General features: G+C 68.8%; 25 protein-coding genes. 10 read left to right on the forward strand and 15 right to left on the reverse strand.

The annotated features are described in order from the left end of the window. Positions 1-1,083 carry a patatin-like phospholipase family protein gene (locus M5E06_RS06675; RefSeq protein ID WP_252137602.1) on the reverse strand — a complete coding sequence of 361 codons (1,083 nt, stop codon included), beginning with the start codon at positions 1,081-1,083 and terminating at the stop codon, positions 1-3. A gap of 166 nt (positions 1,084-1,249) precedes the next feature. Between M5E06_RS06675 and M5E06_RS06680 the strand changes: the two genes are divergently transcribed. From M5E06_RS06680 to M5E06_RS06695, 4 genes are all read left to right on the forward strand, one after another. Then, positions 1,250-2,059: a TrmH family RNA methyltransferase gene (locus tag M5E06_RS06680; RefSeq protein ID WP_252137603.1), complete on the forward strand. Its 810-nt coding sequence runs from the start codon at positions 1,250-1,252 to the stop codon at positions 2,057-2,059. Continuing rightward, positions 2,056-4,257, forward strand: a complete 2,202-nt coding sequence (locus M5E06_RS06685; RefSeq protein ID WP_252137604.1) for a helicase-related protein — start codon at positions 2,056-2,058, stop codon at positions 4,255-4,257. The genes M5E06_RS06680 and M5E06_RS06685 overlap by 4 nt, the downstream gene beginning before the upstream one ends. Positions 4,258-4,487: 230 nt before the next feature. Further along, positions 4,488-5,777 (forward strand): Nramp family divalent metal transporter, encoded by a 1,290-nt coding sequence (locus tag M5E06_RS06690; RefSeq protein ID WP_252137605.1) that lies wholly within the window; start codon positions 4,488-4,490, stop codon positions 5,775-5,777. Between the two features lie 83 nt (positions 5,778-5,860). Continuing rightward, a complete protein-coding gene (locus M5E06_RS06695; RefSeq protein ID WP_109149974.1) occupies positions 5,861-6,073 on the forward strand; it encodes a SlyX family protein in 213 nt (70 codons plus the stop codon). A gap of 87 nt (positions 6,074-6,160) precedes the next feature. On the opposite strand, the gene der is transcribed toward M5E06_RS06695, so the two are convergent. From der to M5E06_RS06715, 4 genes are all read right to left on the reverse strand, one after another. Next, on the reverse strand, positions 6,161-7,555 hold the full coding sequence (der, locus tag M5E06_RS06700) for a ribosome biogenesis GTPase Der (RefSeq protein WP_109073112.1): 1,395 nt from the start codon (positions 7,553-7,555) through the stop codon (positions 6,161-6,163). 41 nt (positions 7,556-7,596) lie between these two features. After that, entirely contained in the window at positions 7,597-8,955 is a 1,359-nt protein-coding gene (locus M5E06_RS06705; RefSeq protein ID WP_109073111.1) for an outer membrane protein assembly factor BamB family protein, read from the reverse strand. A 9-nt stretch (positions 8,956-8,964) separates the two neighbouring features. Next, positions 8,965-9,609, reverse strand: a complete 645-nt coding sequence (locus tag M5E06_RS06710) for a tetratricopeptide repeat protein (protein ID WP_109149972.1) — start codon at positions 9,607-9,609, stop codon at positions 8,965-8,967. Positions 9,610-9,917: 308 nt separating this feature from the next. Further along, on the reverse strand, positions 9,918-10,559 hold the full coding sequence (locus M5E06_RS06715; RefSeq protein WP_085089627.1) for a response regulator transcription factor: 642 nt from the start codon (positions 10,557-10,559) through the stop codon (positions 9,918-9,920). A 949-nt stretch (positions 10,560-11,508) separates the two neighbouring features. Here M5E06_RS06715 and M5E06_RS06720 point away from each other — a divergent pair. Then, on the forward strand, positions 11,509-12,249 hold the full coding sequence (locus tag M5E06_RS06720) for a response regulator transcription factor (protein ID WP_247870533.1): 741 nt from the start codon (positions 11,509-11,511) through the stop codon (positions 12,247-12,249). Between the two features lie 76 nt (positions 12,250-12,325). Here M5E06_RS06720 and M5E06_RS06725 read toward each other — a convergent pair whose 3' ends face one another. The 9 genes from M5E06_RS06725 to M5E06_RS06765 all read right to left on the reverse strand — a co-directional run bounded on the left by M5E06_RS06725 (position 12,326) and on the right by M5E06_RS06765 (position 22,226). Then, the gene (locus M5E06_RS06725) at positions 12,326-14,326 is read right to left on the reverse strand and encodes a methyl-accepting chemotaxis protein (protein ID WP_252137606.1); all 2,001 of its coding nucleotides are present in this window, start codon (positions 14,324-14,326) and stop codon (positions 12,326-12,328) included. Positions 14,327-14,540: 214 nt separating this feature from the next. Next, positions 14,541-14,876 carry a tRNA-binding protein gene (locus M5E06_RS06730; RefSeq protein ID WP_252137607.1) on the reverse strand — a complete coding sequence of 112 codons (336 nt, stop codon included), beginning with the start codon at positions 14,874-14,876 and terminating at the stop codon, positions 14,541-14,543. Positions 14,877-15,030: 154 nt separating this feature from the next. After that, positions 15,031-15,465 (reverse strand): phasin family protein, encoded by a 435-nt coding sequence (locus M5E06_RS06735; RefSeq protein WP_109149970.1) that lies wholly within the window; start codon positions 15,463-15,465, stop codon positions 15,031-15,033. Between the two features lie 173 nt (positions 15,466-15,638). Next, positions 15,639-16,337, reverse strand: coding sequence for a TetR family transcriptional regulator (locus M5E06_RS06740; protein WP_252137608.1), 699 nt, complete (start codon positions 16,335-16,337; stop codon positions 15,639-15,641). Between the two features lie 78 nt (positions 16,338-16,415). Then, on the reverse strand, positions 16,416-16,898 hold the full coding sequence (locus M5E06_RS06745) for a YbaK/EbsC family protein (protein WP_252137609.1): 483 nt from the start codon (positions 16,896-16,898) through the stop codon (positions 16,416-16,418). Positions 16,899-16,910: 12 nt separating this feature from the next. Continuing rightward, positions 16,911-17,732: a pyrroline-5-carboxylate reductase gene (gene proC / locus M5E06_RS06750; RefSeq protein WP_252137610.1), complete on the reverse strand. Its 822-nt coding sequence runs from the start codon at positions 17,730-17,732 to the stop codon at positions 16,911-16,913. Between the two features lie 37 nt (positions 17,733-17,769). Further along, positions 17,770-18,273 (reverse strand): type III secretion system chaperone family protein, encoded by a 504-nt coding sequence (locus M5E06_RS06755; RefSeq protein ID WP_085089634.1) that lies wholly within the window; start codon positions 18,271-18,273, stop codon positions 17,770-17,772. A gap of 229 nt (positions 18,274-18,502) precedes the next feature. Next, positions 18,503-18,883 (reverse strand): accessory factor UbiK family protein, encoded by a 381-nt coding sequence (locus tag M5E06_RS06760; RefSeq protein WP_252137611.1) that lies wholly within the window; start codon positions 18,881-18,883, stop codon positions 18,503-18,505. A gap of 109 nt (positions 18,884-18,992) precedes the next feature. Beyond that, on the reverse strand, positions 18,993-22,226 hold the full coding sequence (locus tag M5E06_RS06765) for an AsmA family protein (protein ID WP_252137612.1): 3,234 nt from the start codon (positions 22,224-22,226) through the stop codon (positions 18,993-18,995). 276 nt (positions 22,227-22,502) lie between these two features. Here M5E06_RS06765 and M5E06_RS06770 point away from each other — a divergent pair, with 276 nt between their 5' ends. Continuing rightward, positions 22,503-22,685, forward strand: coding sequence for a DUF4169 family protein (locus M5E06_RS06770; RefSeq protein WP_252137613.1), 183 nt, complete (start codon positions 22,503-22,505; stop codon positions 22,683-22,685). A gap of 176 nt (positions 22,686-22,861) precedes the next feature. Further along, the gene (locus tag M5E06_RS06775) at positions 22,862-23,686 is read left to right on the forward strand and encodes a DUF2189 domain-containing protein (protein ID WP_252137614.1); all 825 of its coding nucleotides are present in this window, start codon (positions 22,862-22,864) and stop codon (positions 23,684-23,686) included. 48 nt (positions 23,687-23,734) lie between these two features. Here the strand turns inward: M5E06_RS06775 and M5E06_RS06780 are convergent, their stop codons facing one another. Further along, positions 23,735-23,932: a DUF1192 family protein gene (locus M5E06_RS06780; protein ID WP_109073099.1), complete on the reverse strand. Its 198-nt coding sequence runs from the start codon at positions 23,930-23,932 to the stop codon at positions 23,735-23,737. A gap of 138 nt (positions 23,933-24,070) precedes the next feature. On the opposite strand from M5E06_RS06780, the gene M5E06_RS06785 reads away from it, so the two are divergent. The 3 genes from M5E06_RS06785 to M5E06_RS06795 all read left to right on the forward strand — a co-directional run bounded on the left by M5E06_RS06785 (position 24,071) and on the right by M5E06_RS06795 (position 26,759). Next, positions 24,071-25,087, forward strand: coding sequence for an NAD(P)H-quinone oxidoreductase (locus M5E06_RS06785; RefSeq protein ID WP_252138521.1), 1,017 nt, complete (start codon positions 24,071-24,073; stop codon positions 25,085-25,087). Positions 25,088-25,369: 282 nt separating this feature from the next. Beyond that, positions 25,370-25,984: a DUF1013 domain-containing protein gene (locus M5E06_RS06790; RefSeq protein WP_109073098.1), complete on the forward strand. Its 615-nt coding sequence runs from the start codon at positions 25,370-25,372 to the stop codon at positions 25,982-25,984. Between the two features lie 181 nt (positions 25,985-26,165). Then, positions 26,166-26,759 carry a UbiX family flavin prenyltransferase gene (locus tag M5E06_RS06795; protein WP_109149963.1) on the forward strand — a complete coding sequence of 198 codons (594 nt, stop codon included), beginning with the start codon at positions 26,166-26,168 and terminating at the stop codon, positions 26,757-26,759. Positions 26,760-26,879: the final 120 nt, after the last annotated feature.

The raw sequence follows: 26,879 nt of genomic DNA on the forward strand, positions 1-26,879 counted from the left end.
TCAGGCCAGCGCCGGCGACTGGACGGTGCCTTCCACGCCGACGGCTTGCAGGTTCTCCTCCACCCAGCGACCGGCCGCCTCGCGCCCAGCGTCGCGCAGCCAGTTCAGGAAGCTCCAGTCGGTCATCAGCTTCGAATAGAGCCCCAAATCCTGCAAATGCTCGTCGGCGCCGATCAGATGCAGGCGCGGGGCGTCGGGACGGGCCGACAGGCAGCGCATCTCCTGCAACAGGGCGGCATTGAAGGTGATCTGGTTCAGCCGGGCGGCGATGCCGGCCGGGTCCTCCGGCGTGGTGGCGCAGGTGAAGGGGTTGATCGCCACCACCATCAGGTCGGCGCCGGGACAGGTCTCCGCCAGCGGGGACAGCGGCGGGTTGGCGAGATAGCCACCGTCCCAATACTCCTGCCCGTCGATCCGCACCGCGCGGAACAGGTGCGGCAGGCAGGCGGAGGCCAACAGATGGTCGACCTGAACCTCCGTCTCGTCGAACAGCCGCAAGGCGCCGCTGCGCACATTGGTGGCGCTGACGAACAGCCGCAGCCCGCTCCGCCGGATCAGGTCCGGCTCCACCATCTCCGCCAGCAATCCGCGCAGCGGGTGAAAATCGGCCGCCTGGGTCTGATAGGGGGTAACCCAGCGCCGCGCCCAGTCCACCAGATGGGTCCCCGGCGCGTGATCGACGTTCCAGCGGCCGAGCAGCCGGTCGGTTACGCTCGGCCGGATCGGCCCCAGCCGGCCGGCGGCGCTCACCCGCTCCCAGAAATTCGCCAGTTCGGCCCGGGCGCCGTCGCGACCGCCCCTCGCCCAGCCCTGCACGAGCATCGTCGCGTTCATCGCCCCGGCGCTGGCGCCGCTGACGCCGACCAGCCGGATATCCTCCTCCAGCAGCCGGTCGAGCACGCCCCAGGTGAAGGCGCCATGCGCGCCACCGCCCTGCAACGCCAGCGCCAGCGTCGGTTTGGGCCGCGGCAGGGCCAGCATCGGCCCCGGCCCCGACAGCTCCAGCGGTTCCGCCGGCAGAGCGCGCGGCGCGGGCTTCGTCCTGCCACGCATGCGGTTCCACAGCCTTCGGATCATGGTCATGTCCGGCGCATCCCCATTTTCTTGCTGCACCGCAACATGAGCAGGGTCCTGAGTATCGGCAAGGGGGTATGCCCATGGAGGAAGATCTGCACGCGGACGCCATGGCATTGGAAACCCGCCCCCACATGCACTAACTAGGCGCACACCCCAGAGACCGAGCGTTCCCTTGCCCACCATCATTCCGATCACCGACCCCGAGGACCCGCGCATCGAGCCATACCGCGACGTGCGGGAGCGTGACCTCGTCGGCCGTGACGGGCTGTTCATCGCGGAGGGGGCGGTGGTGGTGCGGAGCCTCGTCCAGTCCACCCGCTATCGCGCCCGCTCGCTGCTGATCGCCGACAAGCGGGTGGCGGCGCTGGAGCCGATGCTGGCCGCGCTGCCTGCGGACACCCCCGTCTACACTGCCACACAAGCGGTGCTCGACCGCATCGCCGGCTTTCCGCTGCACCGCGGCATCCTGGCAGTCGGCGAGAAGATCGACGTGCCCAACGCGGCCGACCTGCTGGGAGCCTGCGGCCCGGTCGCCCGGATCGTCATGCTGTTCGGCATCGGCAACCACGACAACATGGGCGGCATCTTCCGCAACGCCGCCGCCTTCGGTGCCGATGCGGTGATCCTCGATCCCGGCTGCTGCGATCCGCTCTACCGCAAGGCGATCCGCGTGTCGGTGGGCGCAACCCTGCTGGTGCCGACTGCAAAGCTTGCCGCCGGCGAAGACCCGCTCGCCCTGCTCGACCGCTTCGGGTTCGAGGCGGTGGCGCTCAGCCCCGCCGGTGCCGAGACGCTGGCTGCGCTAACCCCACCCAGCCGCGCCGCCCTGCTGTTCGGGTCGGAGGGGCCGGGCCTGCCACCTGCCTTGCTTGCCCGCGCCCGCAGCGTCCGCATCCCTATGGCCGGCGGTTTCGATTCCCTCAACGTGGCGACCACCAGCGGCATCGTGCTGCACCACATCGCCTCCGGACAGGCTTCATGACAGACGATACCAACACGCCTGCCGCCGACCCGCATCTGGTCCACGACCTCGCCGTCGCCCATCCGGAGGTGACGACGCTGGGGGCCGCCGGCGTGTTGCGGATGCATGACGCCGAGGCGCGCGGGCTGGTGCCGCTTGGCCTGCCGCTACCCAAGGGCAAGCGCGACCTTCTGGTCCCGGCGGAGCGGCGCGAGGCCATCCTGCTGGAAATCACCGGCCGCATCGACCGCGCCCACCGCCGCGACGCACTGCTGGCCCAGGGCCGCCGCGCGCTCGCCGGCAGCCACACCGCCTTGCTGTCCTGCGAGGACCGCACCCGCGTCCGCGCCGTCCGCAGCGACGAACTGCCCTGGCCCGGCATGGCTCCGGCCATCCGTCTGCAAGTCTCCCGCACGTTCGACGCGCTGGACCTGTCGGACCTGTCCGACACCGAACTGTCAGCCCGGCTCGACCATGACCCAGCCCTGCGCACCGCCCTGGACGATGCGCTGTCCCGCGTCGCCGCCCGGCTGCGCGATCTGGCGGAGCGGGCTGGCGACAATCCCGACTGGGGCTTCGCCAGCCTCGCCGACCGCCTGAGCAAGGCCGCCCGCAACCGGACGGATGCCGACGAGTTGCTCGACCGCTGGGACCGCGAGTACGACCAGTGGCGCCGCGACCGGGCGGAGGCGCGCGGCCGGCTCTATGTCGACCGCCATTTCGACTTCTCCCGCTTCGAACGGCTGTTCCCGGTGGCGCGCGGCATGAACCGCAAGTTGGTGCTGGTGATCGGCCCGACCAACTCCGGCAAGACCCACCGCGCCATCAGCGCGCTCTGCGAAGCGCGCGACGGCGTCTATCTGGCGCCGCTGCGCCTGCTGGCGCTGGAGGTGATGGAGCGGCTGAACGCCGAAGGCACCCCCACCACGCTCATCACCGGGGAGGAGGAAATCCGCACCCCCGGCGCCCGCCACACCGCGTCCACCATCGAGGTGATGGACCCGGACCGCCCGGTCGAGGTCGCGGTGATCGACGAAATCCAGATGCTGGCCGACCCGGCACGCGGCTGGGCCTGGACCGCCGCGCTGATGGGCGTGCCGGCCGAGACCGTCTTTATCCTCGGCGCACCAGAAGTCCGCCCGCTGGTGGAGCGCGCCGCCGCCCATCTCGGCGAAGCGCTGGAGGTGGTGGAACTCGACCGCAAGACCCCGCTGTCGATGCTCGACCGCCGGCTCGATTGGGCGGAGGTGGAGCGCGGCGACGCCCTGATCGCCTTCTCCCGCCGCGAGGTCCACAGCGTCCGCGACACGCTGCTGGCGCAAGGCCTGTCGGTCGCCGCCATCTATGGCGCGCTGGCCCCGGCGGTGCGGCGGCGCGAGGCGGCGCGCTTCCTGTCCGGCGAGGCCGACGTGGTGGTGGCAACCGACGCCATCGGCATGGGGCTGAACCTGCCCTGCCGCCGCGTCCTGTTCACCGCGCTGGAGAAGTTCGACGGCAGCAGCGTCCGCCCGCTGACCGCGACGGAGGTGAAGCAGATCGCCGGCCGCGCCGGCCGCTTCGGCCAGTTCGAGGAAGGACATTTCGGCGTCATCGCCCGCAGCACCCCCGCCACCCTGAAGCGCCTGCTGGAGGCGCCCGACCGCCGCCTGCATGCCGACGCCCCCCTGCCCGTCCGACCGAACCGCACCATGCTGGCCCGCCTCGCCAGCCACATCGACAGCGCCGAGACCCGGCTGCTGGTGGAGTGTTTCGGCAGCGCCGCCACCGCCGGCTCCCCCTTCCGGCTGGCCGACCTGTCGGCACTCCGCCGCGCTGCGCCGATGCTGGACGCGCGGCGGCTGGCTCTGGCTGCCAAGCTCGACCTGCTGCTTGCCCCCGCCGATCTGGAGGAGCCGGAGGACACCAAGGTCTTCGCCGCCATCCTTGATGCGGTGGAGGCGGGGGAAGTGCTGCCGCTCGCCCGGCTGATCCCGGCGCGGTTCGACGGGCTGGCCGCCGAGGTGCTGGAAGCGGCATCACGCGCCTGCGATCTCTATTTCTGGGCCTCGCGCAAGTTCCCCGATGCCCTGCCCGACCGCGACCGCGTGCGTAGCGCCCGCGACGCGATCGGCCAACGCCTGTCCGAAGCGCTGGCGTCCCGCACCCGCCGCCGCGAGCCGCCGCCCGCCGCCGGCTTCCGCGGCGCTCCGCGCAAGCGGTTCGGCCCGCGCCGACGCTGAACATCCCGGATGGTTCCCGGCGAAATTCGTCCGCATGGCACTGCTGCACTGCGAACGAAGTGACCGCAGCGCTGTTCTGAACTGGACCTGCCTTGGCAGAGCATCCACATCGATAGGTAACGCCTATCTCGATGTTAGAAATCATCGACTGTACGCTATCGAAATACCCTGCCATGTTGCATTGGCAGCCAAGCGTCTGGCCGCCATCGGAATGTTCAGGAGCAACCGGCGTGAAGACCGCATCCCCCACAATCGCCGATACCGTCCGCACCGCCTCCCCGGCGGGCGGGCGCCGCTTCTGGACGATGCTCGGCCCCGGCTTCGTGGTGGCGGTCGGGTATATGGACCCCGGCAACTGGGCGACGGACATCGCGGCGGGCTCCAGCTTCGGCTTCGCGCTGCTGTCGGCCGTGCTGATCGCCAGTCTGGCCGGTATCTTCCTGCAAGGGCTGATCGTCCGGCTGACGCTGGCGACCGGCACCGATCTGGCCCGGCTGATCCGCCAGCGTTTCCCGCGCCCTGTGGCGATGGTGGTGTGGGCGGTGTCGGAACTGGCAATGATCGCCACCGATCTGGCCGAGCTGCTGGGCAGCGCCATCGCGCTGAAGCTGCTGTTCGGCATCCCGATCATGGCCGGTGTGGTGATTTCCGCCGTGCTGACCTTCGGCATCCTGGCCCTGCCCGGTGCCCGTGGCCGCACCCCCGAACTGGTCGTCGGCGCACTGATGAGCGTGTTGGTGGTCTGCTTCGCCTGGGAACTGGTGATCGCCCACCCCGACCCCGCCGCCCTGCTGGCCGGCCTGATGCCGAGCGTCGAGTTGGCCCGCGATCCGGAGATGCTGTACCTGTCGCTGGGCATCATCGGCGCCACCGTCATGCCGCACAATCTGTTCCTGCACTCCGGTCTGGTGCGGGCGCGGCTGGCCGAGGTGAAGACGAAGGAGGAGCGCCGGCAGGCCGCCCGCTGGCTGACCATCGACCTGTCGACCGCGCTGGCCCTGGCCGGTCTGGTCAACGGCTCCATCCTGGCGGTGGCTGCCGTCGCCTTCGAGGGCGTGGGAACCGGCAGCGCCCCCGGCATCGAGGACGCGCACGCCCTGCTGGGCAGCAGCATCGGCGGCGGCGCCGCGCTGGTCTTCGCCATCGCCCTGCTGGCCGCCGGCCAAAGCTCCACCACCACCGGCACGATGGCCGGGCAGATGGTGACCGAAGGCTTCCTGAACCTGCGCCTGCGCCCGATCACCCGCGCGCTGATCACCCGCGGCGCCTCGCTGATCCCGGCGCTGGCGGTTCTGGGCAGTGCGGGCGACGGCGCGGTGGATGGGTTGCTGGTGCTGAGTCAGGTGGTGCTGGCGCTGACCTTGCCCTTCATCCTGATCCCGATGCTGTTGCTGCTGCGGAATGACAAGCTGATGGGCGGGCTGGCGATGGCGCCGCTGACCCTGCGGCTGGCCAGCCTGACGGTGCTGGTGCTGACCGGCCTGTCCGGCTGGCTGGCCGGCACCACCGCGATGGTGTGAGCGGAAAGGCACCTCGACCCAGACCGGGGAATGGTCCATCTTGCGGCCCGTTCCCCGTTTTCCCATTCCTTGACCGGTGCCTAATGGATCCCGCTCTCGAACAACGCCTCGCCGATCTGGAAAGCCGCCTCGCCCATCACGAGCGCATGGCGGAGGAGATGTCCGAGGTCATCTTCGCCCAAGGCCAGACCATCGACCGCCTGACCGCCCAGCTGAGGCGCATGCGCGACCGGGTGGAGGCGGCGGAATACGCCATCGCCTCCCCGCAGGACGACCGTCCGCCGCCCCATTATTGAGCTGGGCCGGTCCTTTGGCGGAGTTCGACCCACGCCGTTTCCTCCCTCGCCCAGCGTATAGTCTGGGTGAGGGAGAAGATCGCTGGATCAATCCTCGGCGTACGGATTCTTGCCCTTGCGCAGCAGCAGGCGTACCGGGACGCCGGGCATGTCGAAGCTGTCGCGCAGGTGGGTGGTCAGGTAGCGCTGGTAGCTTTCCGGCAAATCCAGCGGCTTGTTCACGAACAGCGCGAAGGTCGGCGGACGGGTCTTCACCTGGGTGACATAGCGGATCTTGACCCGGCGACCCTCGACCAGGGGCGGCGGATGATGCTCCAGAACGCCTTCGATCCAGCGGTTCAGCTGCGCCGTCGGAATGCGGCGGTTCCAGACGGTGTAGGTCTCCAGCACGCCGTCCAGCAGCGTGTCGAGCTTGTGGCCCTTCAGCGCCGAGATGGTGACGACCTTCACGCCCTTGATGTAGCCGAGCGAGGCCTGCAGCTTGTCCTCGACCTGACGCAGGGCCATGGCGCGGTCATCGACCGTGTCCCACTTGTTGACGGCGATCACCAGGGCGCGGCCCTCCGAGATCACCAGGCGCGCGATGGTCAGGTCCTGCTTGTCGAGAATGGCGGCGGCATCGACCACCAGCACCACGACATTCGCCATGCGGATAACGCGCAGACTGTCGGCGACCGCCAGCTTCTCCACCTTCTCGTCCACACGGGCGCGGCGGCGCATGCCGGCGGTGTCGACCAGCTTGAAACGGCGGTCGCGCCATTCCCAATCGACGGAGATGGCGTCGCGGGTCATGCCGGCCTCCGGGCCGGTCAGCACGCGCTCCTCGCCCAACAGGCTGTTCAGCAGGGTCGATTTGCCGACGTTCGGGCGGCCGACGATGGCGATCTGGATCGGCTTGCTGCGGTCCTCCTCCGGCTCCGGCTGGTCGCCGACCGGGATGGAGGGATCGTAGCCGTCGTCCTTCTCCTCGACCTCGCCGGTGTCTTCCGGCGGGGCGTAGGGCAGCAGCGCCTCGACCAGATCGGCCATGCCCTCGCCATGCTCGGCGGACAACGGGATCGGATCGCCCAGGCCCAGCTCGTAGGATTCGAACATGCCCGGCTGGCTGGCCTTGCCTTCGGTCTTGTTGGCGACCAGCAGGACCGGGGTTTTGCTCCGGCGCAGCAGGTTGGCGAAATGGCGGTCCAGCGGCGTGATGCCGGCGCGGGCGTCGATGATGAACAGCGCCACGTCGGCGCGCTCCAGCGCCTGCTCGGTCTGGCGGCGCATGCGCGCCTCCAGGCTGTCGTCGGTCACGTCCTCCAGGCCGGCGGTATCGACCACCGTGAAGGACAGGCCGCCGACATGGGCCGGGGCCGAGCGCCAGTCACGGGTGACGCCCGGCGTATCGTCCACCAGGGCCAGCTTCTTGCCGGCCAGACGGTTGAAGAGAGTCGATTTGCCGACATTCGGCCGACCGACGAGGACCACGGTGAACGACATGGGGCCAAAGGCCTTTCACAACAGACGGAGGAAATCCGCGATCAGCGGAACGCGACCAGCGTTCCGTTGTCGCACAGCACATATAGAGTGTTGTTGGCAACGACCGGCGGCAAGTAGGAACCGGTGGGGAGCGAACGGGTCACCTCCACCCGGCCGTCCGACGGCGACAGGCCGAGCAGCTGGCCGTTTGAGCCGGTGACCCACAGGCGGCTGCCCGCCATCACCGGGCCGGACCAGACGATCGGACCCGACTTGTCCTCCGGATCCTTGAAGCGGGCGAGCGGCGCCACCCAACGGACCTTGCCGTTCTGGCGCGCCACCGCGACGACCTCCTGGTCGTTGGTGACGGTGAACAGGTAGTCGCCGGCCAGCCAGGGGGTCTGGACGCCGCCGATCTCCGTTTCCCAGATGCGAGCGCCGATTCGCTCATCGATGGCGACCATGCGGCCGGAATGGCCGATGGCGTAGACGTTGCCGCGATCGACCACCGGCAGGCCGCGGATGTCGGCCAGATTGCTCAGCTGGCCGGTGCGGCGGATGGCGGCGAGGCTGTCCTGCCACGACACGCGGCCGTTTTCCGGACGCAGGCCGAACAGCTCGCCCGACGAATAGGGGGAGACGACCAGCGTGCCGGTGGCGGCAGGGCTGGCGGCGCCGAGCAGGCCGGCGGTCTCCAGGATGCCCTGCTGCGACCACTGCACCGCACCGTCGTCGGTGGAGAGTGCGATGGTCTGGTTGTCGAGCGTGATGACCAGCACACGACCGCCGGCCACCGTCGGCGCGCCGCGGACCGGGCCGGCGATGCGCTTGCGCCACAGGATCTTGCCGGTGGCGGCGTCGAGCGACAGCACCTCGGCGAAGCCGGTGGCGGCATAGACGCGGCCGTCGGCATAGGCGACGCCGCCGCCGGTGGCCCCGCCCCGCTCGTTCTCCGGCCGGGTGTCGACCCGCCACAGCGACTGGCCGCTGCGCTCGTTCAGCGCGGAGACATGCGAGTCGGCGTCCATCGCGAAGATGCGGCCGTCGGCGATCACCGGCGTGCCGAGCAGCGCGCGCGAGCTGCTGGAGCCCGAGCCGATGTCGGCGCGCCAGGCGTCGGACGGGTTGGCCGACAGGGCGAGGTTGCCCAGCACATGGTCCGGCGTGCCGCCCGGCTGCGCCCAGGCCGCGTTGGCGACCGGCGGCGGCACGGTGACGGCGACGGCGGCGAGCTGGGCGTCCGGCTCCACCTTGCGCTCGCGCTGGAGCACGGCGACGCGCTTGCCCGGCAGGGGCGGATCCGGCGTCTTGCCGAACCAGCTGTCCACGGTGTCGCAGCCGGCGAGGAAGACGGACAGCAGCGATGCGGACAGCAGCGCCGCGCGGCGGATGGAGCCGGCCTTCATCTTGTTGTTCTTCATGGCCCTGGATCAGCCCTTGCCGTAGAGGGAGGCGAGATCGGCGGCACGGCCACGCACGCCCGACGGCGCTTGCTGGTCATCCGCCAGTTGCTTGTAGAGCGTGCGCGCCTTTTCCGTGTCACCGGCGCGGGCGGCCAGCATCGCGGTCAGTTCGCGCGCCGTGAAGCGCCAGGGGCTGGTGTCGGCGGCCAGCGGCTGCAGCTTCGCCGTCAGCTGGGCCGGGTCGCCCTTTTCCGCACGCTGCGTCACCGCCAGCAGGGTGGCGAGGTCGCGGTATTCGGCGGGCACGGAGCCGTTGGCGGCGATGCCGTCATAGATGGTCGCAGCCTCGTCCGGCTTGTTCTGGCGGATCAGCAGCGCCGCGGCGTTGAACTGGGCGATGGCGGCGAGGTCGGGCTTGGCGGAGCCGGCGAAGGCCGACAGTGCCTCCACCCCCTTCTCCGGTCCCTGGGCACTCTGCGAAATGGCGGTGACCAGCGCGGCGGTCTGCTCCTGCTTCTGCTGCGCCTGCCAATGGCGCCAGTAGCTGTAGCCGCCGGTGCCGGCGACGACCAGAACGGCCGCGGCGATCATGGCGCCGCCATACTTCTTGAACAGGTGCTCCGCGCGGTCCCGGCGCAGATCCTCGTCGACTTCGCGGAAAATATCGCTCATGGCGCTGCGGTTGCGTCCCTGCGGTGGCGGCGTCGCGCACGGCCCGGATGGCGGCGCGGGTCAGGCGGAACCTCCTCATGCCGGTGGACCGGACGGATGATTCCACAAGATCAAGAGGGGCGGATAGCATCGGGCAACCCGCCGGGTCAAGAGGCTCACTGCCGTGGACGGGAGTCCGGCCGTTGCCGCCAAAAGAAAACGGGCCGCGGAGGGGTTCCCCCGGCGGCCCAGTTCCGCGACCCGTACGTGCCCCGGATCGGTCGATGCAGTCTGAGGTCGATGCTGTCTGAGGTCGATGCTGTCTGAACTTACGCCGACATGGCTGCGGCGGCGATGACCGCCTGGGTGCGGTTCTTGACGCCCAGCGACTTGAAGATGGCGGTGACGTGGATCTTCACCGTGCCTTCCGACAGGCCCAGTTCATAGGCGATCTGCTTGTTCGACTTGCCGAGACGCAGGCATTCCAGCACTTCGCGCTGGCGCTGGGTCAGGCCGTAACCGGCGCTGCGGTCGGACATGTCCACCGTGCGGCGGCGCGGCGCGGCCTCCATGCTGGCGGTGAGCGCGCCCGGCGGCAGGTAGATGCCGCCCGAGAACACCAGGTTCAGGGCGCCCATCATCACCTTCACGCTGCTCGACTTCGGGATGTAGCCGGTCGCGCCATGATCGAGCGCGCCGCGGATATCGCCCAGAGCCTCCGAAGCGGAGATCACCACCACCGGCACGCCCGGCTGCAGCGCCTGGATCTCGCGCAGGCCGTCGAAGCCCGGCCAGTTCGGCATATGCAGGTCCATCAGGATGATGTCGAAGGTGCTGCCGGCCCGGCACTGGTCCAGCACCTCGTCGAAGGTCCCGGCCTCGACGAAGCTGGCCTCGCCCTGAAGTTGCTCCAGCAGACGCCGCAGACCTTCGCGAAACAGCAGATGGTCGTCCCCGATCAGAATCTTCATGGTCCCCGTCATCCTCGCTCGCCGACCCTTGCCGGTGCCGTCCGCTTGCGAACGACCGCCCGTCAGGGCTGTTGTCTGTTGTCCGGCACGCCCCCGCGGCACCCGGATCACCACATTCGCGCCGAATACATGGCTTGGTGGTCGATTGGTCTGTGCGCCCTCTTCGGACATCGGCCGGAAGACCGTCTGCCGTTGTGGGCTTGTTCTTCGCTGTGTTGGGTATCTGATACCACGATCGGTCGGGACCCTGTATCCCGACAAGGGCCATAGGTCATTCGAAGCCGGCATGCCCCTTCGAGGCACCTTTGGTCATGGCACGACCAAGAATTGCTTCCGCCGAAAGTCATAGTTTCTTCTGCGTGTGCGAACAGAGTTATCGCGCGAGCGCATCGGATTCACTTGGCCCGATCGGGATCATTCGAAAAGAGACCTGTTGTCTCCATTAGTGACGGGAATTTTTCTGGAACCTTGCCATCTTTGCGGCGTTCGTGTGGCAAGGATTTGGTTTATCCCGATTCGAACGCGCAGAAGAGTAAGAAAAACCAGCGACCAAACCGAAAGGATATCCCTGATGGATGCCTGTACCAACGCGCATTCCCCTGTGACCCGCTCAGCACACATCATTCCATAGGTGTTACCGTTTCGAAACCTGAGGCGACCAACAAGGAGACGATAAGCGATCTTGGCTGATCATCCATCGCCTGATTTACGCGGAGCCCGGTTCATTTCTAAATCACGCGGTGCGAACAGGACTTTCCCGATCCCGACGAAGGGGGAGTTTGCAGTCCGCGCCGCAATACTTCGATGTCCACAATAATTTTCCGGATGACGTGAGTTTTATGATGACGTGCCTGGGCCAACCGGCCGGTTCCTCTTCAACCCTTAGACGCAGGCGGCAATGCCCTGAGCCGGGCCGGCCGTGGATGCCTCCTCCAGACAGAGCTGACCCATGCACACACACCATGAGTACGCCCATGAGAAAGCATCTCACCAGACCCGCAACGCGGTGACTCCCATGCATGTCTGCCTGATCCTCGACAACAACGCGCTGACCGAGAACGTGGTCCAGCAACTGGACCGTGGCGGTCGCCACCGGGTCACGGTTCTGCACGATATCGGGGAGCTGACGCAGAGCGCGCTGACGCCGGATGCGATCCTGATCGGGCTGCAGCAGTTCACCGCGCTGCGCGAGAACGAACCGATGGTCTATCTGCGGCTGTCCCGCCGCTCGCGGATCGTCGTCGTGCTATCGTCGCGTGAGCTGCTGGACGCCGCCCATATCCTGGCCTTCGCCGACGCGTGGGTGTTCGAGGATCTGAACGTTGACCGCATCAACGAGCTGCTGGACCTGGGGCTGGAAGGCCACTGCCTGATGCCCAAGCAGTTCCTGTCACGCCTCGGCGTCGACGAGATCCGGCTGACGCTGCTGCCGCGCCTGTCCGATCCGGAGTTCGAGACGCTACGCCTGCTGGGCGAGGGCATGAACAACCGGACCATCGCCAACGCGCTGGACCTGTCGGAAGCGGTCATCAAGTCGATGGTGCGCAGCGTTCTGTCCAAGCTGCATTTCCGCAACCGGACGGAGGCCGGCGTCTTCGCCGCCCGGCAGCAGGGTGCCCTGGAACAGGCGCGGACCGGCATGACCCCGCCGCACGTTCATGCCGCTGCCGCCCGCCGGGCCGGGGTTTGAACGACAGGCCAGGACCGCGCAGGATTCGCGCGGTCCAGCAGTGCCGCCCAGCCAGACCTGATCCGGCGAACCGGGATCAGCCAGCCAAGCGGCGGCCGGCCATCGCCTCTTCGAAACGGTCGAAGCGGGCGTCAAAGACCTGACGGTCGATCTCGGCCAGCCGGAAGCGGACGCGCACCACCCCCTCCTCCCGATTGAAGGCGTCGAAGGGCAGCGCCAAGCCCAGGCTGTCGAACAGCAGGGTGCCGCGTGCGCCGACGGAGTCGGCCTCGCCAAGCGCCGCGCCATGGCGGGAAATGTCCAGCAGCCGCACCGTCAGGCGCCCCTCCGCCCCCTCCACGATGCAGGGTGCCTCGACGCGATAGCGCGGCACGCTGCGGCGATCCACGTCGTCGGTCGCCGTGCGTACGGCGCGGACCAGCACATGCATCAGCTCGTCGATGCTGTGGGTCACTTCCGACGCCCCGGCGCGCAGCATGTCGGCGCGCTCCTCCGTCACCTTGGCCTCGCGCGATACCTCGTCGATGCGGGTCGAGACGTCGGTGGCGGCACCGGCGGTCTGACCGACATTGCGCGAGATCTCCTGGGTCGCCGAAGCCTGCTGCTCGACCGCGGCGGCCACCGTGCCGGAGATGGCGTCGATCTCGCCGATGGTGCGGCTGATGTCGCGCACCTCCTCCACGCTACGGGCGGTGACCGACTGAATTTCGCCGATCAGGCGCGAGATCTCCTCGGTCGAGCGCGAAGTCTGGTTGGCGAGGTTCTTCACCTCGCCGGCGACGACGGCGAATCCCTTACCCGCCTCCCCGGCCCGCGCCGCCTCGATGGTGGCGTTCAGGGCAAGCAGGTTGGTCTGGGCGGCGATGCCCTGGATCAGTTCCGCCACATCGCCGATGCGGCTGACCGCCGAGGACAGCGATTCGATGGTGCTTTCGGTCCGGTTGCTGGCGGCGACGGCGGCGCGGGTGACCCCGGCGGCATGGCCGACCTGATTGCCGATCTCCTCGATGGAAGCCGAGAGCTGCTCGGCAGCCGAGGCCACCGCCTGGGCGTTGCTGAGCGCCTGGGCCGCCGCAGCGGCGACGTTCTGCGCGTTGGACCCGACCAGCCCGGCCGATTTCGCCATGGCGTCGGCGTTGCGGTCCATCTCCTGCGTACGGGCGGCGACCCGCTCGACGGCGCTACGGCTTTCCTGCTCCACCGTGTCGGCCATCGACTGCAGCGCCTTGCGCTTCTGCGCCTCGCCCTGGATGCGCTGATGCTCCTGCTCGGCGCGCAGACGTTCCGCCTCGGCCATGCCGTCGCGGAAGACGAGGACGGAGCGCGACATCGCGCCGATCTCATCCAGGCGGCTGGCGCCGGCGACGCTGGCGGTCAGGTCACCGGAGGACAGCGCGGTCATCACCTGGTTGAGTTGGCCCAGCGGACGCAGCAGCCAACGCGACACCAGATAGCCCGGCACCGCCAGAACCAGGGCGCAGATCACCACCAGCATGGTGGCAAAGCGCATGCTGTCGTCGAAGGTCTTGAACACCTCCGCCTTCTTGATGCCGACATAAAGGATGCCGACCGGCTTGCCGGCGGCGTCCTTTATCGGGTCATAGGCGGCGTAATAGGGCTCGCCCAGGATATCGACCATGCCGCGGAAGGGAACGCCCTGGCGCAGCACCGAGTCATAGGCCGGGCCCTGCGCCAGCGTGGTGCCGACGGCGCGGCTGCCGTCGGGCTTGGCAACGTTGGTGGCGATGCGGCGGTCGCCCAGGAACAGGGTGGCCGTACCCCCGGTGATGCGCTTGATCTTGTCGACCACGAGGTTGTTGTCGTTCATCACGACACCGTCCAGCAGCAGCTTGCCGTCGGCGACGGAGAACTGGCCGCCGCGTTCCTGCAGCGAGGACCAGGCGATGTCCATGCTGAGCCGCTGCATCTCGATCGCCTGCCGCTCCAGGTCACGGACGATCACCTGACCGATCGCGAACAGGATCGCCGTGCTGAGGATCAGCATGCCGAAGAGGTTCAACAGGGTGACTTTCGTGGAGATCGAAAGCCGGCCGACGAAGGCGCGCAGGGCGTCCATGAGTGCCATCCACCAGGAAAACATGTTGCAGATGCGAGATCGCTGTCGCGCCGCACTATGCCATCGTGGTTTAGGGTGCATTCATTTAAAATACATACGACTCCTGCGGCAACTTGTCGCCTTACGAGATCTTTATGAATTCAACCTCGGGGTGATTTTTCCGTAGGCATGGTATGATCGAATCTTTCATACTGCCACAGGAAGACGGTCGAAATCAGAACAGCCGTGCTCCGTCCGGGACCGCGTGATCCGGGCCGACCAGCACCACCGCGCCCTCGGCGTCGGGCAGGCCCAGGCACAGCACCTCGCTGGTAAAAGGGCCGATTCGCTTGGGCGGGAAATTCACCACCGCCAGAATTTGACGGCCGACCAGCGCGTCGGCGGCGTAGTGGCTGGTGATCTGGGCAGAGCTGCGCTTGGTGCCGATCTCACCGCCGAAATCGATGGTCAGCTTGTAGGCCGGCTTGCGCGCCTCCGGAAAGGCATCGACGGCGCGGATGGTGCCGACACGGATGTCGACCTTGGTGAAATCGTCGTAGGAGATGGTCATGACGGGTCCGATGCGGTTCTTGCGATCGGCGCCAGGGTAACGCGCCAGGATCGGGACCGGAACCGGGAAGACAGGTCCGGACCATCCGGCACAAACGAAAAAGGGGCCGCCGATGGCGACCCCTCCTCGCTGATTTCCGGCGGACCGGAGAGGATCAGGACTTCGCCTTGGCGATGGCGGCCTTGACCTCGTCCAGGCTGTCCGACACGCGCTTGGTCAGGATCTCGGCGGCCTCGGTATTCGACTTGGCGATCATCTCGCTCAGCTCGCGGATGTTCGACAGCGACTTCTCGAAGGCGGCCTTGACCAGATCGGCCTGCTTGGCGGCCTTCTCTTCCGGGGTGCCGGCGGCGGTCAGTTCACCGACGGCGCGGTTCACGTCCTCGGCGACAGTGCGCAGCACCTCGGCCTGACGACGGACGATGGCCTGGAAGCCTTCGAAGGCCAGTTGGTTGGCAGCGGTCACCGCCTCGATGTTGCGGCGCTGGCTGGCGATGATGGACTCGACGTCCACGCCCGGCACCTTCAGGTCGCCCATCAGCTTGGACGGATCGAATTCGAGGAAGGGGTTACCGCTGATCTTGGCCATGTTTCTCATCCCGGTATCGGTGTTTGCTGCCCGCATCTGAATACGGACATGTTGCGTCGCAACATTACAGAGGCCGACTATGCAGAGTGCCGAAAAGTTAGTCAATCCGGTTTTTTGCGCCGCAGCATAACCTTGGCGGGAGGAAGCCCCCGCCGCGGAACGCCCGCCCGTCGCTAAATGCCTGACGACATGGACTCTGTTCCCGACGACCGGCCCAGCGGCCCGCGCGACCGGGTCCAGCGGCAGAAAGTCGCGCCCCAGCGCTCCGCCCCGCGCAGCGCGTTGTCGAGCGCGGCCATGGTGCGCGACAGGTCGGCGGTGTCGTCGTTCAGGAACACCCGCATCACCCGCGCATGGACGGTGCCGAGACCGGCGACCAGCGCCGCGCCGCCGCGCTGGTCCGGGTCGATCCCGGCGGCGCGCAGCATCCAGGCCATGGATCGGCCGAAGGCGCAGGAGAAGGCCAGCGCGGTCGCCGGATCGGCCGGCAGGTCGCGCACGACGGAACGCAGGCCGTCGCGGAAGGGGCGCAGAGCGTCGAAGCGGCGCATCATCACGTCGAACAGCCGGTCGCGCGCCGATTCGGTCGGATCGGCGGCGATATCCCCGGCAAGGACGGTCTCATCGGCGACCCGCGATACCGCCGCCAGCAGGTCGGCACGCCCGCGAAAGCGGTGATGGAAGCGCGACAGCGGGATGCCGGCGGTGTGCGCGACCTCCAGCAGGCCGACGTGGCGCCAGCCTTTCTCGGCCGCCAGCCCCATCGCCGCCGATGCCACGGCACGGTCGAGGGCGTCGGGGTCCGCATAATCCCGGGCGGGGTCTGAGCGAAAGCTGTTGTCTTCAGGCTTGTCGGACGACATGTCGGACATGGCACCACCTCCAGGCGACAAGGATCGCCTGATAAAATGGTGTGCGGACGGGCGAACGTCACCCGTCCACCCCTTCAGTTATGCCTTGCGCACGGTCTCCACCCGGCCGCCGGTCATGCTGACCAGATCGGCGGGGGTCAGGCGGAAGACGGCGTTGGGGGTGCCGGCGGCGGCCCAGATGGTCTCCAGCCGCAGCAGGTCGTCGTCGATCAGCACCAGAGGCGGGACGGCATGGCCGATGGGCGGAACGCCGCCGATGGCGAAGCCGGTCGACTCGCGGACGAATTCAGGGTCAGCGCGCTCAATCTTCTCGCCGATCAGCCGCCCGACCGCCTTCTCGTCCACCCGGTTGGCGCCGCTGGCGACGACCAGGACCGGGCGCCCGGTCTCCTTGGTACGAAAAATCAGAGACTTGGCGATCTGCGCGACCTCGCAGCCTACGGAGTTGGCGGCGTCTTCCGAGGTGCGGGTGCTGCCTTCATGTTCGACCACATGATGGTTGAGGCCGATGCTGTCCAGCAGTGCCTGGACACGGGCGGCGGAGGGGCTGAGGGTCGTCACGGCGGCGCCTCCTCAACCAGCCAGTTCGCGCGACCGCCGGGCGGCGGCAGCGATGGCGGCGGTCATCACCGGCTGCATGCCTTCCGGCGCCATCAGCACCTCAAGGGCGGCCTGGGTGGTGCCGTTCGGGCTGGTCACCGCCTTGCGCAGGTCGGCGGCCTCTTGCGGCGAGGCGTCGAGCAGGGCGCCGGCGCCGGACACGGTGGCGCGGGCCAGCCGCATCGCCAGATCGGCGGGCAGACCGGCGGCCTCGCCAGCCTTGGCCATCGCCTCGACCAGGAAGAAGACATAGGCCGGACCGCTGCCGGACACGGCGGTGACGGGATCCAGCAGCCCCTCGTCCTCCACCCAGGCGACGTCGCCGACGGCGCGCAACAGGCGGTCGGACAGATCACGCTGGGCGGCGCTGACGCGGGCGTTCGGAACGGCGACGGTCATGCCGCGGCCGATGGCGGCCGGCGTGTTGGGCATGGAGCGGACGACGACCGCCCCCTCCCCCAGCAGCCGCTCGAAATAAGCGATGGTCTTGCCGGCGGCGATCGACAGGAAGACGGTACCGGGGCGGACCAGGGCGCGGTAGGACGGCAGCGCCTCCTCCATCACCTGCGGCTTCACCGCCAGGACGATCACGTCGGGAACGAAGCCGGGCGGCAGGGCGTCGGCACCGGATGCCAGGGTGACGCGCGAATCGCCCGCCACCGACTGCGGCAGACCGGCGCGGTCGACCACCACGACGCGCGACGCGATCCCGGCGGCCAGCCAACCGTCCAGCATCGCCCCGCCCATCTTCCCGCAACCGACCAGCAGCAGCGACGCACCCGATTCCGCCGTCATGACCTAGACCTTCCCCTCGCTTGAGACTTCTTGTTTTTTACGCTTCGCCCATGGTGTCGAGAATGGCGGCGGACACCGCCTCCGACGCCGATTTCCCACCCCAGATCACGAACTGGAAAGCCGGATAGAAGCGTTCGCACTCCGACAGGGCGATCTCCACCAGATCCTCCAGCTGTTCCACCGCGGCGCCGCGCGAACCGCGCAGCAGCATGGTCTGGCGGAACATCGGCGTGTGCTCCTCCGAGCAAACGTCGAAATGGCCGAGCCACATGCGGCCGTTGACCTCGGCCAGCAGTTCGGCGACGGCGGTGCGGCGGGCGGCCTGGACCTTCATGTCGAACTGGCAGGAGAACTGCATCGCGCTGACGTCCGGCTGCCAGACGAAATAAAGCCGGTAATCGCACCAGCGCCCACCGATCTCGACGACCAGCTCGTCCTCGGTGGCGCGGTCGAAGGGCCATTCGTTGGCGGTGACGATCTCCTCGACCACGTCGAGTGGATTGTGGGCGGAAGTAGTGGTCTCTACGGCGACTGCCGACATGTGCGCGTCCTCCTGTGAAGGCGCTATGGGCGGTACCGTTCACCCGAACCGCAGCGACGCGCCGACGATGGCGCGCGGTCCGGGGCAATACCCCGAATATGATGAAAAGGCGGGCTGGGCCGAGGCTGGGCGAAGCGCTGCCGCGGACCGTCCCGGCCGCAGGACGCACCGCGGGATGACGGCGCGTGACGACGGGAGGGACGTCCGGTGTGTGCGGCGGCGCTGCCGCTCAGGGTGCCGGGGAGGCCTTGGTGTCGGGCTTGCCACCGCCTGCCGCGGCAGGCTTAGCCGGTTCGGATTCGGCCACGGCGGGGACGCCGGCGGGCTCGACCACGACCGGCAGCGGTGCCTTCGCGGCGCTCAGCGATGCGACGGTGGCCTCCAGCGCGGCAAGCCGCTCGGCCATCGCTTCCTGCTCCTCGCGGGCCTTGGCGGCCATGGCGCGGACAGCCTCGTACTCCTCACGGCTGACGACGTCCATCCGTGACAGAACCCGTTCGAGCTGGGCCCGCAGTTGGCCTTCGGCCTCTTCGCGCAAGGACGAGAAGGCGCCGAGCGCGCCACCTGCCACACGGGCGAGGTCGTCCAAAATCCTGTTGTCCACCTGCATCGCTCTGACTTCCGGTTACCGTTCGTTCATTATGGACGCCACACGCCGCGACTTCAACGCCCTTGGAACGCCCATTGCCATGGGGACAGGACGTCATTTGGGCCGGGCCTTATTTGGCGGGCGGGGCTGCGTTGAAGTGGTCACGCAGGGCCTTCAGGTCCAGCGTCTGCGTCGGCGCGGACCAGGGACCTGCCATGCGCAGCGTCAGCGGCGGCAAATCGCCGTCCGCCTTCACCGCCAGCGCCAACGCCAGATCCACCCGTTCGTCGGGAAGGGAGACCGTGCCGGTCAGCGTGCCGTCGGCCGGCGCGGTGGTCAGGCGGGCGTCCTCGGTGCGGATCACCCCCTTGTCGATAGCGAAGCGGGCGTCCAGCCGGTCCAGCTTGGTCTCACCACCCTGCAGCGCGCCGGCGACGGCGCCCAGCACCTCCTGCGTGCGCTCCGCCCCGGCGAGGCGGCTGCGCAATGCGGCGAGATCGACGCCGCGCAGCACGCCGCCCGACGCCACCGCCCGTCCCCGGCCGGTCAGGCTGCTCAGCAGCGCGTCGCCTCGGCCGCTGCCCGACATCGTCACGTCGAGATCGACGGTGCCGCCGCTGAGGCCAAGCCCGGCGAAGCCGGACAGCGCGCTGCCCATGTCGGCCTTGATGACGGTGAGGTCGGCGTCGAGCTTCGGCGCCTGCCCCGGCACGGCGGCGAGCCGGCCGCTGAGGCCGATCTGCCCACCCTGCCATTCGCCGTCCAGCTGCTCCAGGGTCGCGACGCCGTTGTCCAGGGTCGCACGCAGCGCCGGCTGGACGATGCGCTGCCCCGCCACCGTCAGCGAGGTGGAGGTCAGGCCGAGACGCCCGTCCAGCGACCGCATCCAGCCGAGATCGGCCAGTGGATCGGCGGGCGGCAGGTCGGCGGCGGGATCCGCCGCTGTGGTCGCGGTGCGGCCGGCGCCATCGCCGACCAGCGGCGCATTGCGCAGCCGGTCGAGATCGAGATCGCCGGTCTGGATGTCGGCCTGGAAGGCGGTGCGCTCCGACTTGCGGTCGAGGTTCAGCTTGCCGCGCACGGGGATGCCGGCGACCAGCCCCTGGAGGTTCTTCAAGGCGGGGGATGCCGCATTGCCCGACAGTTCGCCATAGAGGTCCAGCGGGCCATAGGCGCGGGCAAGACCGCTGTCGGTGAACAGGGCGGCGAGGCGGCCCATCTCCGGATGGGTGACGCGCAGCTTCAGGTCTGCCTCGGGCTTGCGGTCGAGGCCGAGCACGGCGCCGCCGGCGTCGACCGTGCCGCCGAGCATGCCGGCCGAGGCCTCCACCGCCAGCCGCTCGCCATCGCCAGCCAGCCGGGCCTTGACGCTGACCGCGCCCAGACGTTCCGGAACCGGCAGGCCGGGCGGCCAGGACACGGCGCTGGGCAGGCCGCCGAGCGACTGGGCCTGCGCCGCCAGGGCGAGGTTGACGCCGCGCAGCGGGATCAGGCTGGCGACCTGACCGTCGATCCGCGCCTGCAGACCGGCGATGTCGTCCACCTTGGCCTCGCGCACCGTCAGCGCGCCGGACGCGACCGTGGCGTCGAGGTGGATCCCCTGGACCGGCAGGCCGCCAACCGTCAGCTGGCCGACCCGCAGATCGAGGTTGGCGTCGGCAAGGCCGAGAAGCCGCTGCGGGGTCTGGCCATTGTCGGATGCGGCGGCGCGCAGAGCCGGCTGGGGCTGGGATGCGGGCTGCGTTGGAGTGGGATCGGCCGGCAGATAGCCGTCCAGGTTCAGGCGGTCGAGCTCCAGCCGCGCGCCGAAGGCCGGCCGGCCGCGGTCGACATAGGCGACGGCGCCGCTGAGCCGGCTGCTGTCGAAGCGAAAATCCAGGCCCGACAGCTCGAAGCGGTCGGCATGGCCCTGCAGCCGGGCCGACAGCGAGGCGCGACGCAGCCGGTCGGCCGGGACGCCGCGCGGAGCCAGCTTCGCCCATTCCAGCAGGGCGCGCAGGTTATCGGCATTCGCCTCCATCCGCAGGTCGAGCGTCGGCTGCCCGCCCGGCGTGGTCACTTCGCCTGCCGCTACGAAATCGGAACCGCCGGGCAACAGCGCGCTGACCCGGTCGATGTTGAGCCGCCCGGCGGACAGGCTGGCCTCGATCCGCCCCTGGCGCACCACGCCGTGGTTGTAGCCGATGGCGTCGATGGCGACGTCCAGCTTCGCCTCCACGCCGGTCGGCAGCGCGAAGGACGGAAGTGATGCCTTGTCGCCCGATGCGGCGCCGGCGACGGGAGCGGGCGTGCCCCGGCCGTTGCCGCCGCTGGCCGACGTGCCATTGCGCCCGCCCTGGGCCAGCCAGGCATCGAGGTCCAGCCGATTGACGGCGAGGGTCAGTTCGGTGCGCGGAATCTCGCGCTTGGCCGGGTCGCCGGCGCGGAGCGTGGCGTTGCCGGTGGCCCGCGTGTCGCCCAGCTGCGCTTCAAGGCCGGAGAAGGTGGCGAGGCTGGTCCCCGCTTCCACCGTCGCGCGCAGGTTGAAGGACTGGCTCAGCGCCCCGGGAGCCCAGCCGGCGGCGGGAGCGTCGACCAGCTTGGCGAAGTCGCTGCCCTCGGCGCGCAGGTCGCCCTGCACCTTGGACCCGCCGCCGGCGCCGCCGCCGGTCAGGATGCCGGCGAAGCGCAGGGTGGCGTCGGTGTGCGGCATCGACAGGGTGGCGCGCACCGGCACCGCCGCCCCCTCGGTGAAGCGGCCGGCGGTGGCCTCGCCATGCAGGGACAGGCCACGCAGGCGGAAATCGCCCTGGAGTTGGAAGGGGCCGTTCAGGCTGCCGGCGGCGATGCGGGCGTTCAGCTTGTCGACCGTCTCGGTCCGGCCGTTGCGGTCGTCGCGGTAGATGATGGTGCCGTTGTCGATCATCACCTGATCGAAGCTGACGGCGGAGACCAGCCCCTCGGCGGCCCCCAGACCGTCACCGGTGCGGGGGCCGGCGGTGGACAGGTCCCAGTTGATGCGGCCGTCCTTCAGAACCTCCACCACGAAGATGGGCTCGACCAGCGCGATGCTCTCAACCTGGATGCGGCCGCCCAGCAGGGGACCGAGCGCCACACGGGCGTCCAGCTTCTTCAGGCGCACCATGTCGGGTTCGGCGGCGCCAGCGGCATTGGCGAGCCGGGCGTCGCGCACGGTCAGGGCCGGTGACGGCAGCAGCGTGAAGCCGACGTCGCCATGCAACTCCACCTGCCGGCCGGTCGCCTGCGAGACCCGCTCGGCGATGGCGCCCTTGTAGGCGTTCCAGTCGATAAGGCTAGGCGCCGCCAACAGCAGGCCGGCCAGAACCGCCAGTCCGGCCAGTGCAGCGATCAGGATCTTCTTCACCGGGTTTCCGCCTTCCCTGCGACCGGCCTTGTCGTCGGCCGCGCCCCTTTGCCACGTCGATACAAAGACTCGTTCCCCCACCCGCCGCACCGTCCGCTTCCGGTGCGCGCCGTCCTTCGGTAAGCTAGCGCCCGCAGAAGAAACAAGCAATTTGGGCAATCCCACGGCCAAGTCGGGGTCCGCCCAAATTTTTTCCGCGGAAATTCCCGTCCGCCGAGCGCCCCGACCGGCCGCGCGGCGCCCGAACCATTGAAATCAGCCACCGGAGACCGTGCCATGGGCGACGTGGTCAACTTCAACCGTTTCCGCAAGACCCGCGACAAGGCCGAGCGCGCCAAGGAAGCCGACGCGAATCGGGCCCGATTCGGCCGCACCAAGGCGGAGAAGGAACGCGACCGCAAGGAGGCCGAGCGGCGAACTCAGACGTTGGACGGGCATAAGCTGGACGGTGAGAACTAAAGTTCCAAGACCAAGGTACCGCAAAGACCAAGCTTCGGGGTCGGGATAACCTCTATTGATTTGTTACTATTGGGTACACCAATAGTTCCTTGTTGCGACTATCAGCGGGACTGTGTGAAAGTGCCCCCATGAGCGCCGGCGGGCGCGTGCCTTGGTTCAAGGGGAGGGCCGTCATCATGGTCGACATGACCTCGTTTCGCGGACCGGTTCAAACGCCTCAGACGCACACGCCCACCCACACCCCCGACTGGCTGCCGCCGATCCGGACGGTCGAGATGGACCGTCCCTGGGTCTGGCTGGCCTCGGCCTGGCGGGACATGATGGCGGCACCGGGCATCAGCTTCGCCTATGGCGCACTGGCGGTGATTTCCAGCCTGGTCCTGGTGGTCGGACTGGCGATGTTGGACATGGAATATCTCCTGCTGCCGATGGCGGCGGGCTTCATGCTCGTCGGCCCGCTGTTTGCGGTGGGGCTGTACGAGACCAGCCGCCTACTGGAGCTGGGGGAACGGCCGACCTTCGGCAAGGTGGGCGCCGCCTATCGCCGCAACGGGGTGCAGATCGCAGGCGTCGGTCTGGTCCTGATGCTGGCGATGCTGGCCTGGATCCGCGTCGCCTTCCTGATCTTCGCCCTGTTCTTCTCGGGCGAGCCGCCGGCGCTGGACCAGTTGGTCGACCGCATCTTCTTCTCGGCGGAGACCATTCCGTTCCTGCTGACCGGGACGGTGTTCGGTGGGATCATCGCCACGGCGGTGTTCTCCATCGCCGTGGTGTCGGTGCCGATGCTGCTGGACCGCGAGACCGACGTTTTCACCGCCATGGCGACCAGCATCGCCGTGGTGCGCGCCAACATCAAGCCGATGATCGCCTGGGCCTTCCTGATCGCCCTGTTCATGAGCGCCGGGATGGTCACCGGCTTCCTCGGGCTGGCGATCGCCCTGCCGGTGATCGGGCATGCGTCGTGGCACTGCTACCGCGATCTGGTCGGCATCGGGCGATAAGTGACAGGCAGCGTGAAAAGCCCTCTCCCCGGTGGGAGAGGGCTTTTTTCATCCCTTCCTGAAGAACGCCTCGGCCGCCGATTTCTGTGCCTGCTTGGCGGCGATGGCGGCGCGGGCGCGGTCGATTTCCGCCTCCAGCGTGGCGATGTAGGCCTCGATCTCGGCCACGCCCATCACGGTCAGGTCCTTGGGCGCCGGCTTGGCCTTGCGCGGTTCCAGATCCTCGAAACGGTCGTCGATGGCCATGCTGTGGGTCCCTCCCCCGCCGCGTGGTTCGCCTTGTCAGGCCGGTCCGGCAAATCTACCTTTCGCACCGGACAATGCCAACGTGCCGGTGCCGTCAGGCGCCGGAACGGACAGACAAAAATGGAAGGGACGACCGCCATGGGCTTGAGCCTGCCCGACAGCATGCGCTGCGTCGAGATCACCCAGCCCGGAGGGCCGGAAGTGCTACGCCCGACCCGCCGCCCGGCGCCGGTGCCCGGTCCCGGCGAAATTCTGGTGGAGGTCGCCGCCGCCGGGGTGAACCGTCCCGACACGCTGCAGCGCCAGGGCCGCTACGACCCGCCGCCGGGCGCGTCCGACCTGCCGGGGCTGGAGTTGTCCGGCACGGTGATCGCCATCGGCGAGGGGGTGGAGGACTGGGCCAGCGGCGACAAGGTCTGCGCGCTGGTGGCCGGCGGCGGCTATGCCGAATATTGCGTGGTGCCGGCGGTGCAGGCCCTGCCGATCCCCTCCCCGCTGTCGATGGTCGAGGCGGCGGCTGTGCCGGAGACCTTCTTCACCGTCTGGACCAATGTGTTCGAGCGCGGCGCCCTGAAGCGCGGCGAGACTCTGCTGATCCATGGCGGGTCGAGCGGCATCGGCACCACGGCGATCCAGCTGGCCAAGGCCTTCGGCGCCACCGTGTTCACCACCGCGGGCAGCAACGACAAATGCCGCGCCTGCGAGGAACTCGGCGCCGACCGGGCCATCAACTACAAGTCCGAGGATTTCGTCGCGGTGATCCGCGAGGCGACCGGCGGGCGCGGCGTCGATGTGGTGCTGGACATGGTCGGCGGCGATTACATCGCCCGCGACATCGACATCATGGCGGTGGACGGCCGCCACGTCTCCATCGCCTTCCTGCAGGGGGCGAAGGTGTCGCTGAACATGGCGCCGGTGATGACCAAGCGGCTGACCCTGACCGGATCGACGCTGCGCGCCCGGCCGGTGGCGGAGAAGGGCCGCATCGCCGCGGCATTGCGCGAGCATGTCTGGCCGCTGCTGGAGTCCGGCGGCATCAAGCCGCAGATCCACGCCACCTTCCCACTGGAACAGGCCGACGAGGCGCACCGGCTGATGGAAAGCAGCGCGCATATCGGCAAGATCGTGCTGACGGTGGGGCCGGAGGCGGCCTGATTTTGCGCTTTTCTTCGCCGACAGGGCGCCGTCGGGCTTGCCATAAGCAGGCAAGACAGGTTAGCAGAGGCGAGCGGGCGGCCGGGATTTCCCGGTGCGCCTGCGCAAGCATGCTTACGCGGACCGGTATTCGCCCTATATCGTGGTGACGAGAATGGGGCGGCCGCCACGGGGGTCACCCTGGGGCCGCGAAGCCGCCCCCGCGCCGCACAACCAGTTCGAACGACCGGCCGCACCACCCGCCAGCGGGTGCGACCGGTGAAGAGTTTGTCAGGAGGGATGATGGCACTGCCCTTGATGCCGAAAGCGACAGCCGTCTGGCTGGTCGAGAACACGTCCTTGTCCTTCGAGCAGATCGCCGCCTTCTGCGGCATGCATTCGCTGGAAGTCCAGGCCATCGCCGACGGCGAGGTCGCGGTCGGCATGGTGGGGCTGGACCCCATCGCCAACGGCCAGCTGACCAAGCAGGAAATCGAGCGCTGCGAGAAGAACCAGGACCTGCGCCTGAAGCTTCTGGTTGCCGACCTGCCGCAGGTCGCCTCCCGGTCCAAGGGCCCGCGCTATACCCCGATCACCAAGCGCGGCGACAAGCCCGACGCCATCGCCTGGCTGCTGAAGCACCATCCGGAGCTGTCGGACGCCCAGATCTGCCGCCTGATCGGCACCACCAAGCCGACCATCGCCGCGGTGCGCGACCGCACCCACTGGAACGTCGCCAACATCAAGCCGCGCGGCCCGGTGATGCTGGGCCTCTGCTCGCAGCGCGAACTGGAAGAGGCGCTGGCGCTGGCCATCCGCCGCGGCGGCGTGCCCCGCCCGCCGGAGGAAGCCGCCGAGGACTTCTACGGCGAGAACCGCGACGACGACCGCTATTCCGAACAGGAAGACGCGCACTGAGGGTGGGTATCCCTCTCCCGGCCTGGCAACCCTCTCTCCCCCCCCAGGGAGAGGGCTGGGTGAGGGGGAGGCACAGGTTGGATTCTCGGGTACGGTACGCCGCGCATCCCCCTCACCCTAACCCTCTCCCCGGGGGGGAGAGGGGATAGGTCGCATGTTGGGAGAGGGCACGGAAAACCCAATGACCGATCCCACCACCTCTCCGCCCCGGCTCGTCGTCGGCATCAGCGGCGCGTCGGGGGTGATCTATGGCATCCGCATGCTGCAGACGCTGCGGCGGATCGGCGTCGAATCGCATCTGGTCGTCAGCCGCTCCGCCGAGGTCACGCTGGCGCATGAAACTGCCATGAAGGTTGCGGAACTGCGGGCGCTGGCCGATGTCAGCTATGCCGCCGCCGATATCGGCGCGGCGGTGTCCAGCGGCAGTTTCCGCACGCTGGGCATGGTGGTCGCCCCCTGCTCCGTCCGCACGATGAGCGAGATCGCCAGCGGCGTCACCTCCACCCTGCTGACGCGGGCGGCCGACGTGGCGCTGAAGGAGCGGCGGCGGCTGGTGCTGATGGTGCGGGAGACGCCGCTGCATCTGGGCCATCTGCGCACCATGACCGCGCTGGCGGAAATGGGTGCGGTGATCGCACCGCCGGTGCCGGCCTTCTACGCCAAGCCGCAGAGCATCGACGATCTGGTCGACCATTCGGTGGGCCGGGTGCTGGACCTGTTCGGGCTGGACGCCGGCAACCTGCGGCGGTGGGGCGAACGGCCGGAGGAGGCCTGACCGGCCGCCGCCGCGGATCGCTTGTTGCGGTACCGCCCAACAGGCGGCTTGGTGCGCGGGCGCAATGCCGCTATACCGCTGTCAATGATTCATGATGCGGAGCCGGCACAGCCGCCGGCC

The sequence above is a fragment of the Azospirillum sp. A1-3 genome, assembly GCF_023806445.1.
In the GTDB taxonomy this organism is placed as follows: Bacteria; Pseudomonadota; Alphaproteobacteria; order Azospirillales; family Azospirillaceae; genus Azospirillum.